Here is a 14,374-nt window from a genome sequence, read left to right on the forward strand (position 1 = left end):
TAAGAATCACTTTTCTTCCTTATTACTTATTGCTCAGCTGTTCTTTAACAGTCTGATTGATTAATTTACCGTCAGCCTTCCCCTTTAACTTCGGCATTACCGCCCCCATTACTTGGCCAAAGTTCTTCATGCTATCAGCGCCAAGGGCAGCAATCGTTTCCTTAACAACCTTCTTGACGTCTTCAGCAGAAAGTTGCTGTGGCAAGTACTTTTCAACAACTGCCAGTTCCTTTTTGGTTTGGTCGACCAGGTCTTCCCGCCCAGCCTTTTCAAATTCCGCTAGTGATTCTTTCCGCTGTTTGTATTCCCGGGACATTACCGCAATCTCTTCGTTTTCGCTTAGGTCATGTCCTAGTTCAATCTTTTCATTTTGCACGGCCGCCTTTAGCATCCGGACAACCTTTAGCGTATCCTTATCGCGATTTTTCATCGCCGTCACCATGTCAGTAGTCAATTGCTTCAATAAACTCATCTGAAATACCCCTTTCATAATAAAAATGCTCCCACCAGCTTCAGGTGAGAGCACATCTTTTAATAACGACGACCGCGCTTGTTCTTACGCTTCCGTGCCGCTTCAGATTTCAACTTGCGTTTTACACTTGGCTTTTCGTAAAATTCACGTTTGCGGTATTCTTGCAAAGTTCCGTTACGTGAAACCGAACGTTTAAAGCGTCGAAGAGCGTCGTCTAAAGATTCATTCTTACGAACGACTGTTTTTGACATGTTGATTCCCTCCCTCCGAGCTTAAAGTTACGTATCGAGGTAACGGCCAAACCGCTTCCCTTTCACTACAAAAAACATTGTACCCAACATGTCTTTTCCTGTCAATATTACTTTTAAATAAAAATTAATTATTTCGGCAAAAAAATTATTCAAAGATTCCGTTCAGCGCTCATCCCCACGATAGCAACAAAGAAGTCGCTTACATTATTCTGCATAATCGTTCCTAATAAGTGTATATTTATACTTTTTATCAGTTTTCTATTGCATATTTAGTCAATTAAGCGTATATTACATTACAACAAATCGTAATGATAAAAAATTACTTAAAGGAGTTATTGATGATGAAAGGTTTTAAGCATTTTTTGATGTTAGTGATCCTGACATTTCCACTATTATGTTCACCGGTCACTGCATTCGCTGCTGAATCCAGCAGCAGTTCAAGTAGTTCTGCTAACAACAGCTCACAGGTTGCTAGCAACGACTCAGTAGAAAAGATCAAGCAAAAAGGAACCCTGGTCGTCGGGATGAGCGCCGACTACCCACCATACGAATTTACCACGAAGAAAAATGGTAAGACTGAGTATGTCGGCTTCGAAGTTGACCTGGCCAAACAATTTGCCAAGGACCTGGGAGTTAAGCTAGTAATTAAGAACATGGACTTTGACTCCCTGCTAGTTGCCCTTGAAACTGGCAAAGTTGATACCGTTATTTCAGGGATGAACATTACCAACGAGCGGAAGAAGAGTGTTGATTTCTCTGATACTTACTACGCTGGTGATAGTTACTTCCTTGTTAATAAGAGTGACAAAGATAAGTACAAGAGCGCTAAAGACTTTGATGGCAAGACAGTCGGCACCCAAAACGGGACCTTACAGTCAACCATGGTATCCAAGCAAATGCCAAAAGCAACTGGCAAGGGCCTTGCGAAGATTTCCTCACTAGTCATCGGCCTGCAATCACATAAGTACGATGGGGTATTGATGGATGCTGCGACTGCGCAAGCATACGCTGCGAACAACTCAAACCTCTATGCCTTTAATTCAAAGCTTTCTGCTACTGCTGGCGGGATTGCCATGGCTTTCCCAAAGGGTGACACCTCCCTGGTTAACGCCGCTAACCAAACTGTTGCAAAGGTAAAGAAAGAAAAGCTAATCACTAAAGAATGGATTCCAGATGCTGCCCAGTACATGGAAAGTTACAAGAAGCAAAACACCGTTCTTAGCTACTGGCAATACTTTGCTAAGGGGGTTGGCTACACATTAATCATCTCTGTTGTCTCCGTCTTCTTTGGGATGATCCTTGGTACCCTCTTTGCCTTAATGCGGCTTTCAAAGAACAAGTTACTCCACGCAATTTCTGTATGTTACATTGAATTCTTGCGGGGCACTCCAATGATGGTCCAGATCATGTTCGTCTACTTCGGAATTGGTGCAATCATCCAGTCGATGCCAGCGATCATCGCCGGGATCATCGCTGTTTCCTTGAACTCGGGGGCCTACGTTGCCGAAATCATCCGGTCAGGGATCCAATCACTTCCGGCTGGCCAGACTGAAGCTGCCCGGAGCCTGGGGATGAGTAAGAATGAAACATTCCACTACGTCATCATGCCACAAGCCCTTAAGAATATTTGGCCAGCGCTCGGGAACGAATTAATTACCCTGGTTAAGGATAGTTCATTAGTATCCGTTATCGGGGTTACCGAATTGATGTACCAAACTCAATTAGTTCAGACAACAACCTATAAAGGTGTCTTGCCACTGTTCATCACAATGATTATTTACTTTGTCATCACCTTTATACTTTCCAGAGTTTTACTTTACTTCGAAGGGAGAATGAAACATGCCCACTAATATGATTGAAATTAAAAACTTACAAAAGAAGTTTAAGGATAACATCGTCTTAAAAGACATTTCAGAACACGTCGATAAAGGGCAAGTCATCTGCGTGATTGGTCCTTCAGGTGCCGGGAAGAGTACCTTCCTTCGTTGCTTAAACGCATTAGAGCAGCCAACTTCTGGCCAGGTCTTGTTTGAAGGCGAAGACCTTGTCGGCCTCGATGATGCTAAACTTGATAAGCTGCGGGAAAAGATGGGGATGGTTTTCCAGGGCTTCAACCTCTTCCCTAACATGACCGTCTTAAAAAACATCACCATTGCCCCCATTAAGGTAAAGGGGATTGCTGAAGATGAAGCTGAGAAGACTGCCATGTCCCTCCTCGAAAAAGTTGGCCTTGCCAATAAGGCGGACCAGTATCCAGACCAACTTTCCGGGGGACAAAAGCAACGGGTTGCGATTGCCCGGGCCCTGGCAATGGATCCGGAAGTAATGCTCTTTGATGAGCCAACTAGTGCCCTTGACCCAGAAATGGTCGATGAAGTCTTAAAAGTTATGCGGGACCTCGCTGATTCTGGAATGACAATGGTTGTTGTAACTCACGAAATGGGCTTTGCCCGGGAAGTTGCTGACCAAATCTGGTTTATGGCTGATGGTTATATCCAAGAAACTGGGAAACCAGACGACTTCTTTAGCAACCCGACCAGCCCGCGGGCAAAGGATTTCTTAAAACGGGTTCTGAAGTAATAAAGATAGATTAAAAAATGCGTTGCGATTCAAATGTCGCAACGCATTTTTTTAGTTATTATCATCGTCATCTAACTTGTAGTCAACCTGGTCGTCAAACTGGATTTCCAGGTCATTAAGTTGTTGTTGACTAACCTTTCCTGGCGCAGCTGTCAGTGGTTCTACTGCCTTAGAGTTCTTTGGGAATGGGATAACATCACGAATGTTATCCGCTTCGGCAAGGAGCATTACCCACCGGTCAAGTCCAAAGGCCAGTCCACCTTCTGGCGGCATCCCCATTGTCAGGGCCTTCAGCAAGAAGCCAAACCGTGCTTCTGCTCGTTCCTTCGTGTAGCCGAGGGCCTTCAGAACCTTTTCTTGCACCTTTGGATCGTGGATACGGATTGATCCTCCACCGATTTCTTGACCATTCAAGATGATGTCGTAACTTTGGGCGTGGGCCTTATGTGGGTCTTCGCCGTCCTCAAGATAGTGTAAGTCTTCTTCGTTTAACATCGTGAATGGGTGGTGGGCCGCAATCCACTTACCAAAGCCTTCATCGTATTCAAACATTGGCCAGTTAACAACCCAGAGGTAATTCCATTGGTCATCCTTGATCATTCCTTGTTCCTTGGCAATTGCCCGCCGTAGGTAACCAAGGGAATCAGCAACCACGTGGAAACTAGCGGCAACAAAAAGAATCAAGTCACCTTCGTTTGCGTCCATTTCAGCGTTAATTTGGTCTGCCTTATCGTTTAAGAATTTTGCAACTGGTCCGTTGTAGCCATCAGCCGTAACCTTTACCCAGGCTAAGCCCTTGGCACCATAACGCTTGATGTAGTCTTCCATCTTCGTAATGTCTTTCCGGGAGTACTTGTCAGCACCGCCAGGAACACAGATTGCCCGGACAAAGTTACCAGCAGCAACCGTACTAGAGAAGACCTTAAACGAGCTGTCCTTAACGATCTCGGACAGGTCATGAATAAGCATCCCAAAACGGGTATCCGGCTTATCCGAACCATACTTATCCATTGCTTCTTGCCATTCCATCCGTGGGAACGGGGTCTTAACATCAATCCCCTTAACTTCCTTCATTACCCGCTTGATTAACCCTTCGGTTACGGTCTGGATGTCTTCAGGGGTGGCAAAGCTCATTTCGGTATCAATCTGGGTAAATTCTGGTTGCCGGTCACCACGAAGGTCCTCATCCCGGAAACACCGTGCTAATTGGTAGTACTTATCTACCCCAGCTGCCATCAACAATTGCTTAAACAACTGTGGTGATTGTGGGAGGGCGTAGAAATGCCCAGGGTATACCCGTGATGGCACAATGTAATCCCGGGCCCCTTCAGGAGTTGACCGGGTCAAATCAGGCGTTTCAACGTCCATAAACCCTTCCCCATCGTAGTAATTATGAACGATGGAGGCAACCTTACTCCGCAGCTTTAAGTGCTTCATCATCTCTGGCCGCCGCAAGTCAAGGTAACGGTACTTCATCCGCAAGTCCTCAGATGCGTCAACGTTATCAGTAATGTCAAACGGGGTCGTTTCCGACTTTGCTAAGACCGTGATATTTTCAACCGCGACTTCAACTTTCCCGGTCTTCATATCGGGGTTGATTTCTTTTTCTGCCCGCAATTGAACCTTCCCTTGCACTTCAAGGACATACTGGTTACGAACAGCATTGGCAACGTCAAAGGCTTCCTTATTTTCCTTTTCGTTAAATACTAACTGGACAATCCCTTCACGGTCCCATAGGTCGATAAAGATTAAGCCACCGAGATTACGGCGCTTAGCCACCCAACCCTTTAATACGACTTCTTGGCCAACCTGCTGTTCACTAGTATCGCCAGCGTAATTAGTTCTCTTCATTCTCCGCTTACCTCTTTCAGTGTTCTTAATAGTTTTAAATAAAAAAGCACCCTTGTATATGCAAGGGTGCAAATGCACGGTACCACCTTGGTATCACTCAATGATAACGTCAATAATGACGGGGACAAGCCCAGCTTCAAAAGGGTCAATCGAGTGGGGATCTTTGGAGCTTCCACTATCCTCCAATCGCTTAAATACCACCGGCTCGAGCATTCTTTATCGTCAGCTATTAATATTTCTTAATTTACATTTTTACCTTACTCGAAACATTCCTAAAAGTCAATACTTCGCCCTGCTGATAATTATTGTATGATTAAGGCAGGATTAACAAAGGAGGATGAAACATAATGAATAAGTTAAATTCAGCATGGTTTTCCAGGCTGCCAATTAACGACTTGGCAAAAATCAAACCGGTTAGCGGCGGCGACATCAACCTTGCTTACCAAGCAACGACCAGCAGTAACAAAAAATACTTCATCAAGGTCCAGCCAGGACACCCTAAAGAATACTTTGCTCATGAAATAAATGGGCTCAAAGCGATCGGAAAAGTCGTCAATACCCCCACCCCCATTACCCACGGTGAAATCGACGGCAATGCCTTTCTGATTCTCAATTGGCTTGATGATTCTTGGGGCGACCAGGCCGCCCTCGGTCTTGCAGTAGCAAAAATGCACCAGCAAACAAATGATAAATTTGGCTTTGTCGATAACCACCAAACAAAAGCCTTGCTAAAGGATAACTCGTGGAACGATAGCTGGCGGGATTTTTATATCAGGCAACGACTGGAGCCCGAAGTTGAAGTTGCCGCAAGCCGCGGCCGCTGGAACAAGTGGCGGCAATCTCATTTCCAGCAGATGGTCAATAAGTTTAATGCTTACTACCAGGAACACGAGGTGCAGCCAAGCCTCTTACACGGGGACTTGTGGTCCGGAAACTTTATGTTTGCAAATGACCCTCAGGATAGTTCCAGCACCAACGAGCCTTACCTAATCGACCCCGACGCTGTGTATGGCGACCGCGAATTCGATCTAGCGATGACAACTGTCTTTGGTGGCTTTGATGACCGCTTCTACCAGGCATACAGCAGTATTTTCCCCTTTGACGACCAGCTTGATGACCGGCTTTCGTGGTACCGTTTCTACTACCTTTGCATGCACTTAGTATTGTTCGGGGAAAGCTACGGGGGAGCCGTCGATAATATTTTGCAGCAGTATTAAGTTGGATAAGACACAAAAGAGGCCATGGAGAATTGCTATTTTCCATAACCTCTTTTATTTTTAATATTTTGCAGGAAAAAACTTTTTGCTTACCGCCCTTATTTTTCATAAATAATTGTCGTTGGCCCGTCATTTTCAAGGTCAATCTTCATCATCGCACCAAAGTGACCGGTTTCGACGGGAATTCCCGTCGCCGCCAGTTTCGCATTAAATTGTTCATAAAGCGGCTCCGCAATTTCTGGCCGGGCAGCTTGCGAAAAGCCGGGGCGGTTACCATGTTTTGTGTCCGCATAAAGTGTAAACTGCGAGACAGAAAGGATTGCCCCATCGACGTCCCGGAGGCCCTTATTCATCTTCCCGTTTTCATCTTCAAACACCCGCAAGTTAACAATCTTATGAACTAAGTAATCGATTTGTTCTGCACCATCATCTGGGGCAAAGCCAACCAGCAAGAGGTAACCCTGTTTAATCTTGCCAACAACTTCGCCGTCAATCGATACTGCTGCACGGTTTACCTTTTGTAATACAACCCGCATTACCTTGTACCTCCTAACGAATAATCCGCTTCACAACGTAGACATCAGGAATATTCTTTAGCCCATCCATAATCAACTGGAGCTGCCGCAAGTTACGGACACCAATGATCAGACTAATCGTGACCATCTTATTGTGGTCGACCTTCCCGTTAACAGAATTAAGGAAGCGCGTACTGTTATTGATTGACCGTAAGACATCATTTAATAAGCCGTTCCGATTATAGCCTTGGACCTCAACATCTGCATTATAGTTGGTCTTATCGCCATTAGGGTTGGCCCAGTAGACGCTAACAATTCGTTGACCATTTTTCTTGGCCGCCTTGATATTTGGACAGTCGTCACGGTGGACTGAAACTCCCCGCCCCTTAGTAATATAGCCGGTGATTGCATCCCCGGGGATAGGGCTACAACAGTGACTCAACCGCACAAGGAGGTTATCTACCCCTTCGACAACGACCCCTTCACTGGATGCCTTTGCCTGCTTTTCTTTTTCCCGTTCGTTCGGCTTGCCCAGCGTCTGGTGGTCTTCGAGGAGGGCTTTTTCAGCAGCCTGCTGCCGGTCGTTCTCCGCTTTTTCACGAATATCGGCAGTAAAGCGGTTCCGGATACCAACTGGCGCTAAGTCTCCAAAGCCCAGCGCAGCAAACATATCGTCACTGCTTGTGTAGTGGGTCTCCTTAGCAACCTTTTCACACTTTTCTTCGGTCATCAGCTCGCTCGGGGTGTAGTCAGCTTCACGAAGCTCGTTTTCAATCATCTGCTTGCCAAGCTCAATGTTCTTCTCCCGGTCATGGGCGCGGAAGAACTGGCGAATCTTGTTTCGCGCGCGTCTCGTCGACACAAGGTCGATCCAGTCACGGCTTGGTCCTGTCGAAGACGTTGAGGTCAAGATATCGACAATATCCCCATTCTTGATCTCATAATCAAGCGGCACAATCCGCCCATTTACCTTTGCCCCCGTAGTATGGTTACCAACCTCGGTGTGAATCTGGTAAGCCATATCAAGTGGCCCGGAGCCCTTTGGCATTTCAATGACATCGCCCTTCGGGGTAAAGGCATAAACCTTGTCAGTAAAGATGTCACTTTGGATCCCCTGCATAAACTCGTCAGTACCATGGCTTTCACTGCGCATTTCGAGGATTTCCTTAACCACGTTCAGCTTTTGACTATCCTGCGTCTGGCGGATACCGTTAGTCTTTCCTTCCTTGTAAGCCCAGTGGGCAGCCACCCCATATTCAGCAACTTCATGCATCTGGTGCGTCCGAATCTGCACCTCAAGCGGCCGGCCTTCTGGACCAATAATCGTCGTGTGCAATGACTGGTAACCGTTGGCCTTCGGCATTGCAATGTAGTCCTTAAACCGGCCGGGCATTGGTTTCCAATTAGTATGGATTGCCCCTAATGCCGCATAACAGTCACGAATTGAATCAACAACAATCCGAACTGCCAAAAGGTCATAAATCTGACTAAATTGTTTATGCTGGGTGACCATCTTCCGGTAAATTGAATAGATATGCTTCGGGCGGCCGTAGATTTCAACATTCGGGCCAAGGTCCAAATCAGCGATCGCTTTTTTGATTAGCTTAATTGAGTCTTCGATGTAGTCAACCCGCTGGTCACGCCGCGAATTCATTAAGTGAACGATCCGGTAATACTGCTGGGGATTCAAGTAGCGTAAGGAGAGATCTTCAAGCTCCCACTTAATCGTGCTAATCCCTAGCCGGTCCGCAATCGGGGCATAGATTTCAAGGGTCTCATTGGAAATTCGCCGCTGCTTATCTGGCCGAAGATGGTTAAGGGTGCGCATGTTGTGGAGGCGGTCAGCTAACTTAACGATCATCACCCGGATATCCTTGGACATCGCTAACAATAACTTCCGGTGGGTCGCCGCCATCTGTTCCTTGTTTGACTTATAGCTGATCTTGCCCAGCTTAGTATCACCATCAACAATCATTGCAATTGTTGGGCCAAACAATACCTTAATGTCATCCAGGGTTGCCCCAGTATCTTCAACGATATCATGTAAGTACCCAGCAGAAACCGTCTCAGGATCCATCCGGAGGTTTGCCAAAATTCCCGCCACTTGAATCGGGTGGATAATATACGGCTCCCCTGACTTGCGATGTTGGTCGTGGTGAGCGACTTCCGCAAAATGGTATGCTTTTTCAACTAGTGCAACATGCTCCTCGTTCATGTATGACGAAACAATTCTTTTTACGTCTTCATGTGTTAGTTCTTTTTCCTTGGACATTAAATGCCCCCCTTTCAGTTAATTTTGTTGCCGTAGTGACCAGGATAGGTAGGCAAGCGCAAGGTAGGCAATGCCAAAATAATAAGTGTAGTTCGGCATAAAGAAGTATGCCATCACCAGGTAAAGCAGGGGGAAAATAAATAATTCTCCCCAGTGACCCTGCTTTTGATAAATGCGATAACCCGTCCAGATACTAAACCCACCATTAATTAAAATTAAGACAAATTCAACCATGGTTACCCGGGTAAGAAATGGTAGCTTTGTGACGATAAAAGTAAGCACAAGGCCGACCACAATACTCCAGAGCCACAATTGCTTGTCGATCTTTTGCCAAATTCTTTTCATAAAATTCATTCTCTCTCAACACCTATTAACCGATTTGAGTTGTCATAATTTTACCATAGCAGCTATTGATTAGCTTAGCCGCGGCATAATTTTTTCATGGTTTATCCGTAATCATCAGGCACTACTTTGGCGTAGCTGATAATTCAAGAGCATAGGAAAGCGCCGCCATGAAATACAATGGCGCCGTTTCCGTTCGCAAGATCCGGGGGCCAAGACCAGCCGGAACCACGCCGGCTTCTTCCATCGTCGCTACTTCCTGTGCGGTCAGGCCGCCCTCGGGGCCAAAGATCGCTAGCAGCGAATCACCAGGCGCTAGTTGGTTAAACTGCTGTGCCAGTGCACTCACTTCGCCTTGCTTGGCCGATTCTTCCCACGCAACGACCCTCCTGGTTGCCGGATAGGTCGCCAATAATTCCTTTAGGTTGGGACAATATTCAACTGTTGGTAGTAGGTTACGGTGCGATTGTTCTGCCGCTGCTTCCGCAATTTTATTTAGGCGGCTAATCTTTCGTTCCGCCTTTTTATCATTCCAGTGACTAATCGACCGGGCAGATTCAAAGAAAACCACCTTACTTACCCCTAGTTCCGTTGCCTTTTGAACGATTAGTTCGGGTTTCTCCTTTGTCTTTGGAACCCCGCAAGCAAGGATCGCAGTTACCGGAAGCTCACTATCATTAGGCAGCTGACGGATAATCTTTACCGTTACCGCCGGGGTAATTGTGGCAAGCTTAGCAAGGTAGACGCGGTGGTCAGCAAGGACGACTTCAATCGCGGTCCCCGCGGTTGCCCGCATTACCTTAACCAAATGGTGGGCGGCATCAGGCGGTAAGGTCACTAGTTTTTGCGGTTGGCTGGCAATGAAATAGCGCTGCATCTACTTCACCTCTACTGGTTTATGGGCAATCATCCCGTGCCAGTCCTTCATTGTCTGCTCATCATCAATGACGAAGCCTTGCGCAGTGAGCGTTTCTTTAATTAACGCCGCCTTATCATCAATAATTCCTGAAACGAGGAACTTGCCGCCTGGCTTCAGGTTGGCATATGCCTGAGGAACTAGTGGAACGATAATTTCAGCAAGGATATTAGCAACAATAATATCGGCATTTGCTCCGGTGATCCCGTCTAAGAGGCTGTTTATACCGACATGTACGTCTTTGGCAACCGGGTTTAAGGCCAGGTTTTGCTTTGCCGACCGAACGGCAACATCATCAATGTCATAAGCATCAACCTTACCGGCCCCTAATTGCTTTGCCGCAATGCTCAACACCCCAGAACCAGTCCCAACATCAATTACGTATTCGCCGCCCGTAACAACCTTTTCCAAGGCCGTAAGCATCAAGCGGGTAGTTGGGTGCGTCCCCGTCCCAAAGGCCATTCCCGGGTCAAGGAAAATCAACTTCTCTTGCTGGTCAGCCGGGGTGTAGTCTTCCCATTGGGGGACAATCGTGAGCTGGTCAGTAACCCGTAGTGGGTGGTAATACTTTTGCCAAACCGTTGCCCACTTTTGATTATCAACCTCCGCGGCCGTCACTTCATTTGCTCCGGGATTAAGGCCAAATTCACTAAGTTTGGCAACCCGTTGGCGGATTGTTGGGATTAGTTCGGGCACAAAGACGTTTTGCGGGAAATAGCCGGTCAAAGCTGCCCCATTTTGGCGGTGGGGAATCTCTGCGGGGTCAATGATCTCACCGTGTTCACCATACCGGCCTGGTTGAAGGTTTGCGAAATCTGCCGCATCATCGATCTGCACTCCCTGTGCTCCTTCATCCGTTAAAATGTAGCTAACGGCCTCGACCGCTTCGCTTGAAGTGATTACCTTAATTGCTGTCCAGTCCATTATTTTCCTCCTTATATAATAAAATCGTGACCACGATAATTCTAATGGTCACGATGCTTTGCGTACACATAAGCCTACTCTTCATCAGTCTTTTTAATATGTGGTCGTTCCTCTTCACGCTTTTTCTCTTTTTCGAGATGGTGCGTCAAGTAATTAATCAAGTCTGTTTCCGTTAAGAAAATCCGAGGGTGGTGCTGGTGATGAAGTCGCACATCGATTTCGTTAATCTTTAGCCGCCCCGTCCAGGTATGAGAATAACGGACGATAACCCGATTATTTAATCGGTGCTTACCAAAACGAAATACATAGACGTGTTGGGGTGTCATCATTGGCCGAATGTACTCTTTTTTATACATTAAATCATTGTCACGCATAAATTGCTTAGTTCTATTCAGAATGGTAGCCACCTCCTCTTTACTTAATTTGATTAAATGTTTTTCAGATAGTTATATTTTAGCACAGGTCACGGTCGTTCCAAAGTTTAATCTATGTTTAACTTTTGATTTTATTAATCAATGCTATACTTGCTTAATAATAAACAAACGAGGTGGTTATTAAATGGGGTTATTACTCTTACTTCTAGCCTGCTGGCTGCTATGGAAGTTAGGTATTTTAGCGGTAAAATTTATCGGCATTATCTTTGTCTTTTTACTAATCGGCCTGTTCATCCACGTCCTTCTGTGGCCCGCCATTATTATCGGCGCAATCGTCCTTTTTTACGGGGCACTAAATAATTAGTAAAGGACTTGCGAAAAAATTTATAGAATTTTTCACAAGGAATGTTATAATCTTTTATGTGAGAGAAATCTCAAATACTGTATTTCATAGGATGAAAGGGAGACTGTTTATTATGTCTAAGAATCATCAAAAAGTTGTTCTTGTCGGTGACGGTGCTGTAGGTTCAAGTTACGCATTTGCAATGGCTCAACAAGGACTCGCAGAAGAATTTGCGATTGTTGATATTGTTAAGGAGCGTACTGAAGGTGACGCATTAGATCTTGAAGATGCTACTGTTTTCACTGCTCCAAAGAACATTTACGCCGCTGACTACGACACTTGCAAGGATGCCGATTTAGTTGTTATCACTGCTGGTGCTCCACAAAAGCCAGGTGAAACTCGTCTGCAATTAGTTGACAAGAACTTGAAGATCATCAAGTCTGTTGTTGAACCAATTGTTAAGTCTGGTTTCAATGGAATCTTCTTGGTTGCTGCTAACCCAGTTGATATCCTTACTTACGCTGTTCAAAAGCTTTCTGGCTTCCCTAAGAACAAGGTTGTTGGTTCAGGTACTTCACTTGATTCAGCTCGTCTTCGTGTTGCCCTTGCTAAGAAGTTCCACGTTGACCCACGCGATGTTTCTGCCAACATCATGGCTGAACACGGTGACTCCGAATTTGCTGCTTACTCAAGCGCTACTATCGGTGGCAAGCCATTACTTGACATTGCTAAAGAAGAAGGCGTTTCAGAAGACGAATTGCTTAAGATCGAAGATGGCGTTCGTAACAAGGCTTACGAAATCATTAACCGCAAGGGTGCTACCTTCTACGGTGTTGCCACTGCTTTGATGCGGATTTCACGGGCAATCCTTCGTGACGAAAACGCTGTTCTCCCAGTTGGTGCACCAATGAACGGTGAATACGGTGTTAAGGACCTTTACATCGGTACTCCAGCAGTTATCAATGCTTCTGGTGTTGACCGTGTTATCGAAGTTCCACTTAACGACCGTGAACAAAAGGCAATGGACGCTTCTGCAAAGGCATTGGAAGAAATTGCGAAGAACGGAATGGCTAAGTTACAAGGTAACAACTAATTTAACCAAATGCTAAAAAAGGCTACGACAAATGTCGTAGTCTTTTTTTGTCGCAGTGCTCAATTTTATGCTTCTTACGTTACTTAGCAAATGAAGTAAACCGCAGTTAACAATATTAAGAAAGAACTTAATCTGGAACATCGACACCAAGTTCTTGGCCGATTTCTTGCATTTCTTCATAAGTCTTCTTATCGATAAGAACTCCCTTGGTCTTATTCTCTGCCAACAACCGGTACTCCCGGTCACCAGGAATCCAGATTTTTCTTCCCGGAACGTGGTCAAGGTGACGAATGCGGTTAAACATTTCTGTTGCGTCCGCTGCCAAGGTTGCCGGGTCACCAAAGAACGCGGGGTCAAATGCCATCAAGAACTGGCTAAAGTCATGGTTGCCCTTAACAGTATCGGCTGAAATCGACCCCTGAGCAAGAATGCCAGTCAACAATTCAATAACGATGGAATTTCCCATGCCCTTATAGTTGCCGTTTACCTCATCCTTTCCACCAAGGGTCAAAACACCGCCGCCCTTTTGCTCTCCTTCAGTAAAAGCAGCGGTTGCTAAAATGTCTTCTGCCTGCGCGGCGTTAGATACAACTTGACGTTTCTTATCAACTGCCCATTCACCAGGGAGGTTCTCCCCATTCTTCGCGTGTACCTGAATCTTGCCGCCGGAGACAACGCAGGTCGCACCATCAAACATAAAGGGATGCGGAGAAGCGGGAAAACCAAAGGCAAAGGCATTGGAACCAAGAAATGCCTGCGTCGCATTAGTCGGTACCACCAGTGGGCGGGTATTAGTTAGCGCAATCCCCACTAACCCGGCTTTTAAAGCAAGGCGGGCATAATAGCCAGCAGTTCCAAAGTGGTTGGAATTGCGGATAACGGCGATTGCAACCCCTGTTTTTTTTGCCTTTTCAATAATTTTCTTCATTCCAAGGACAGCAGCTAGTTGCCCCATATTTTGGTTCGCATCAACTAACACTGTTCCTGGCAGTTCTCGAACTATCTTAGCGTGATTTTGCGGTTGAATTGTCCCCTCCTTAATCATTCGCTGGTACCAGGCTAATCGTTGGATTCCATGTGATGAAATTCCGCGGAGGTCTGCGTCAACCAGCGTATCAGCAAGTAATTTACCACCTTCGTCTGTAAAGCCCAGTTTAGCAAAGACATTTTCTAAATATTGTCGTTCCTTTGTTGAATCAATCCGCATATTCAAACCTTCTTTTA

The 14,374-nt window shown here is 45.8% G+C and carries 15 protein-coding genes; 5 read left to right on the plus strand and 10 right to left on the minus strand.

The features are described 5' to 3' along the window. Positions 1 to 22: 22 nt before the first annotated feature. Both CZ502_RS09305 and rpsU read right to left on the minus strand, forming a co-directional pair. Entirely contained in the window at positions 23 to 472 is a 450-nt protein-coding gene (locus tag CZ502_RS09305; protein WP_076461873.1) for a GatB/YqeY domain-containing protein, read from the minus strand. 59 nt (positions 473 to 531) lie between these two features. Continuing rightward, positions 532 to 723, minus strand: a complete 192-nt coding sequence (rpsU, locus tag CZ502_RS09310) for a 30S ribosomal protein S21 (protein ID WP_003665847.1) — start codon at positions 721 to 723, stop codon at positions 532 to 534. A gap of 341 nt (positions 724 to 1,064) precedes the next feature. Here rpsU and CZ502_RS09315 point away from each other — a divergent pair, with 341 nt between their 5' ends. Both CZ502_RS09315 and CZ502_RS09320 read left to right on the plus strand, forming a co-directional pair. Next, positions 1,065 to 2,573: an ABC transporter substrate-binding protein/permease gene (locus tag CZ502_RS09315; protein WP_076461875.1), complete on the plus strand. Its 1,509-nt coding sequence runs from the start codon at positions 1,065 to 1,067 to the stop codon at positions 2,571 to 2,573. Further along, entirely contained in the window at positions 2,563 to 3,303 is a 741-nt protein-coding gene (locus tag CZ502_RS09320; RefSeq protein ID WP_076461877.1) for an amino acid ABC transporter ATP-binding protein, read from the plus strand. The genes CZ502_RS09315 and CZ502_RS09320 overlap by 11 nt, the downstream gene beginning before the upstream one ends. Before the next feature lie 51 nt (positions 3,304 to 3,354). On the opposite strand, the gene aspS is transcribed toward CZ502_RS09320, so the two are convergent. Continuing rightward, the gene (gene aspS, locus CZ502_RS09325) at positions 3,355 to 5,154 is read right to left on the minus strand and encodes an aspartate--tRNA ligase (RefSeq protein ID WP_076461879.1); all 1,800 of its coding nucleotides are present in this window, start codon (positions 5,152 to 5,154) and stop codon (positions 3,355 to 3,357) included. A gap of 347 nt (positions 5,155 to 5,501) precedes the next feature. Here aspS and CZ502_RS09330 point away from each other — a divergent pair, with 347 nt between their 5' ends. After that, a complete protein-coding gene (locus CZ502_RS09330; protein ID WP_076461881.1) occupies positions 5,502 to 6,371 on the plus strand; it encodes a fructosamine kinase family protein in 870 nt (289 codons plus the stop codon). Between the two features lie 98 nt (positions 6,372 to 6,469). Here CZ502_RS09330 and dtd read toward each other — a convergent pair whose 3' ends face one another. The 6 genes from dtd to CZ502_RS09360 all read right to left on the minus strand — a co-directional run bounded on the left by dtd (position 6,470) and on the right by CZ502_RS09360 (position 11,714). Then, entirely contained in the window at positions 6,470 to 6,907 is a 438-nt protein-coding gene (dtd, locus tag CZ502_RS09335; protein WP_076461883.1) for a D-aminoacyl-tRNA deacylase, read from the minus strand. A 13-nt stretch (positions 6,908 to 6,920) separates the two neighbouring features. Then, on the minus strand, positions 6,921 to 9,158 hold the full coding sequence (locus CZ502_RS09340) for a RelA/SpoT family protein (RefSeq protein WP_076461885.1): 2,238 nt from the start codon (positions 9,156 to 9,158) through the stop codon (positions 6,921 to 6,923). Positions 9,159 to 9,176: 18 nt separating this feature from the next. Beyond that, positions 9,177 to 9,503 carry a hypothetical protein gene (locus tag CZ502_RS09345; protein WP_234982465.1) on the minus strand — a complete coding sequence of 109 codons (327 nt, stop codon included), beginning with the start codon at positions 9,501 to 9,503 and terminating at the stop codon, positions 9,177 to 9,179. A gap of 121 nt (positions 9,504 to 9,624) precedes the next feature. After that, complete coding sequence (locus CZ502_RS09350) at positions 9,625 to 10,377, minus strand: 16S rRNA (uracil(1498)-N(3))-methyltransferase (protein WP_076461889.1); 753 nt, start codon at positions 10,375 to 10,377, stop codon at positions 9,625 to 9,627. Then, a complete protein-coding gene (gene prmA / locus CZ502_RS09355) occupies positions 10,378 to 11,340 on the minus strand; it encodes a 50S ribosomal protein L11 methyltransferase (RefSeq protein ID WP_076461891.1) in 963 nt (320 codons plus the stop codon). 74 nt (positions 11,341 to 11,414) lie between these two features. Next, positions 11,415 to 11,714, minus strand: coding sequence for a hypothetical protein (locus CZ502_RS09360; protein WP_083673345.1), 300 nt, complete (start codon positions 11,712 to 11,714; stop codon positions 11,415 to 11,417). 184 nt (positions 11,715 to 11,898) lie between these two features. On the opposite strand from CZ502_RS09360, the gene CZ502_RS09365 reads away from it, so the two are divergent. After that, a complete protein-coding gene (locus CZ502_RS09365; protein ID WP_076461895.1) occupies positions 11,899 to 12,078 on the plus strand; it encodes a hypothetical protein in 180 nt (59 codons plus the stop codon). 112 nt (positions 12,079 to 12,190) lie between these two features. After that, entirely contained in the window at positions 12,191 to 13,150 is a 960-nt protein-coding gene (locus CZ502_RS09370) for an L-lactate dehydrogenase (RefSeq protein ID WP_076461897.1), read from the plus strand. A gap of 127 nt (positions 13,151 to 13,277) precedes the next feature. Here the strand turns inward: CZ502_RS09370 and CZ502_RS09375 are convergent, their stop codons facing one another. Continuing rightward, a complete protein-coding gene (locus CZ502_RS09375) occupies positions 13,278 to 14,357 on the minus strand; it encodes an Ldh family oxidoreductase (RefSeq protein WP_076461899.1) in 1,080 nt (359 codons plus the stop codon). Positions 14,358 to 14,374: the final 17 nt, after the last annotated feature.

Origin of the sequence: Limosilactobacillus caccae (assembly GCF_900156885.1) — a bacterium.
GTDB classification, from domain to species: domain Bacteria; phylum Bacillota; class Bacilli; order Lactobacillales; family Lactobacillaceae; genus Limosilactobacillus; species Limosilactobacillus caccae.

What these genes read in the sequence shown, in the direction of transcription:
- CZ502_RS09305 (WP_076461873.1), bottom strand. Translation starts at nt 472, where the DNA reads ATGAGTTTATTGAAGCAATTGACTACTGACATGGTGACGGCGATGAAA.
- rpsU (WP_003665847.1), bottom strand. Translation starts at nt 723, where the DNA reads ATGTCAAAAACAGTCGTTCGTAAGAATGAATCTTTAGACGACGCTCTT.
- CZ502_RS09315 (WP_076461875.1), top strand. Translation starts at nt 1,065, where the DNA reads ATGAAAGGTTTTAAGCATTTTTTGATGTTAGTGATCCTGACATTTCCA.
- CZ502_RS09320 (WP_076461877.1), top strand. Translation starts at nt 2,563, where the DNA reads ATGCCCACTAATATGATTGAAATTAAAAACTTACAAAAGAAGTTTAAG.
- aspS (WP_076461879.1), bottom strand. Translation starts at nt 5,154, where the DNA reads ATGAAGAGAACTAATTACGCTGGCGATACTAGTGAACAGCAGGTTGGC.
- CZ502_RS09330 (WP_076461881.1), top strand. Translation starts at nt 5,502, where the DNA reads ATGAATAAGTTAAATTCAGCATGGTTTTCCAGGCTGCCAATTAACGAC.
- dtd (WP_076461883.1), bottom strand. Translation starts at nt 6,907, where the DNA reads ATGCGGGTTGTATTACAAAAGGTAAACCGTGCAGCAGTATCGATTGAC.
- CZ502_RS09340 (WP_076461885.1), bottom strand. Translation starts at nt 9,158, where the DNA reads ATGTCCAAGGAAAAAGAACTAACACATGAAGACGTAAAAAGAATTGTT.
- CZ502_RS09345 (WP_234982465.1), bottom strand. Translation starts at nt 9,503, where the DNA reads ATGAAAAGAATTTGGCAAAAGATCGACAAGCAATTGTGGCTCTGGAGT.
- CZ502_RS09350 (WP_076461889.1), bottom strand. Translation starts at nt 10,377, where the DNA reads ATGCAGCGCTATTTCATTGCCAGCCAACCGCAAAAACTAGTGACCTTA.
- prmA (WP_076461891.1), bottom strand. Translation starts at nt 11,340, where the DNA reads ATGGACTGGACAGCAATTAAGGTAATCACTTCAAGCGAAGCGGTCGAG.
- CZ502_RS09360 (WP_083673345.1), bottom strand. Translation starts at nt 11,714, where the DNA reads ATGCGTGACAATGATTTAATGTATAAAAAAGAGTACATTCGGCCAATG.
- CZ502_RS09365 (WP_076461895.1), top strand. Translation starts at nt 11,899, where the DNA reads ATGGGGTTATTACTCTTACTTCTAGCCTGCTGGCTGCTATGGAAGTTA.
- CZ502_RS09370 (WP_076461897.1), top strand. Translation starts at nt 12,191, where the DNA reads ATGTCTAAGAATCATCAAAAAGTTGTTCTTGTCGGTGACGGTGCTGTA.
- CZ502_RS09375 (WP_076461899.1), bottom strand. Translation starts at nt 14,357, where the DNA reads ATGCGGATTGATTCAACAAAGGAACGACAATATTTAGAAAATGTCTTT.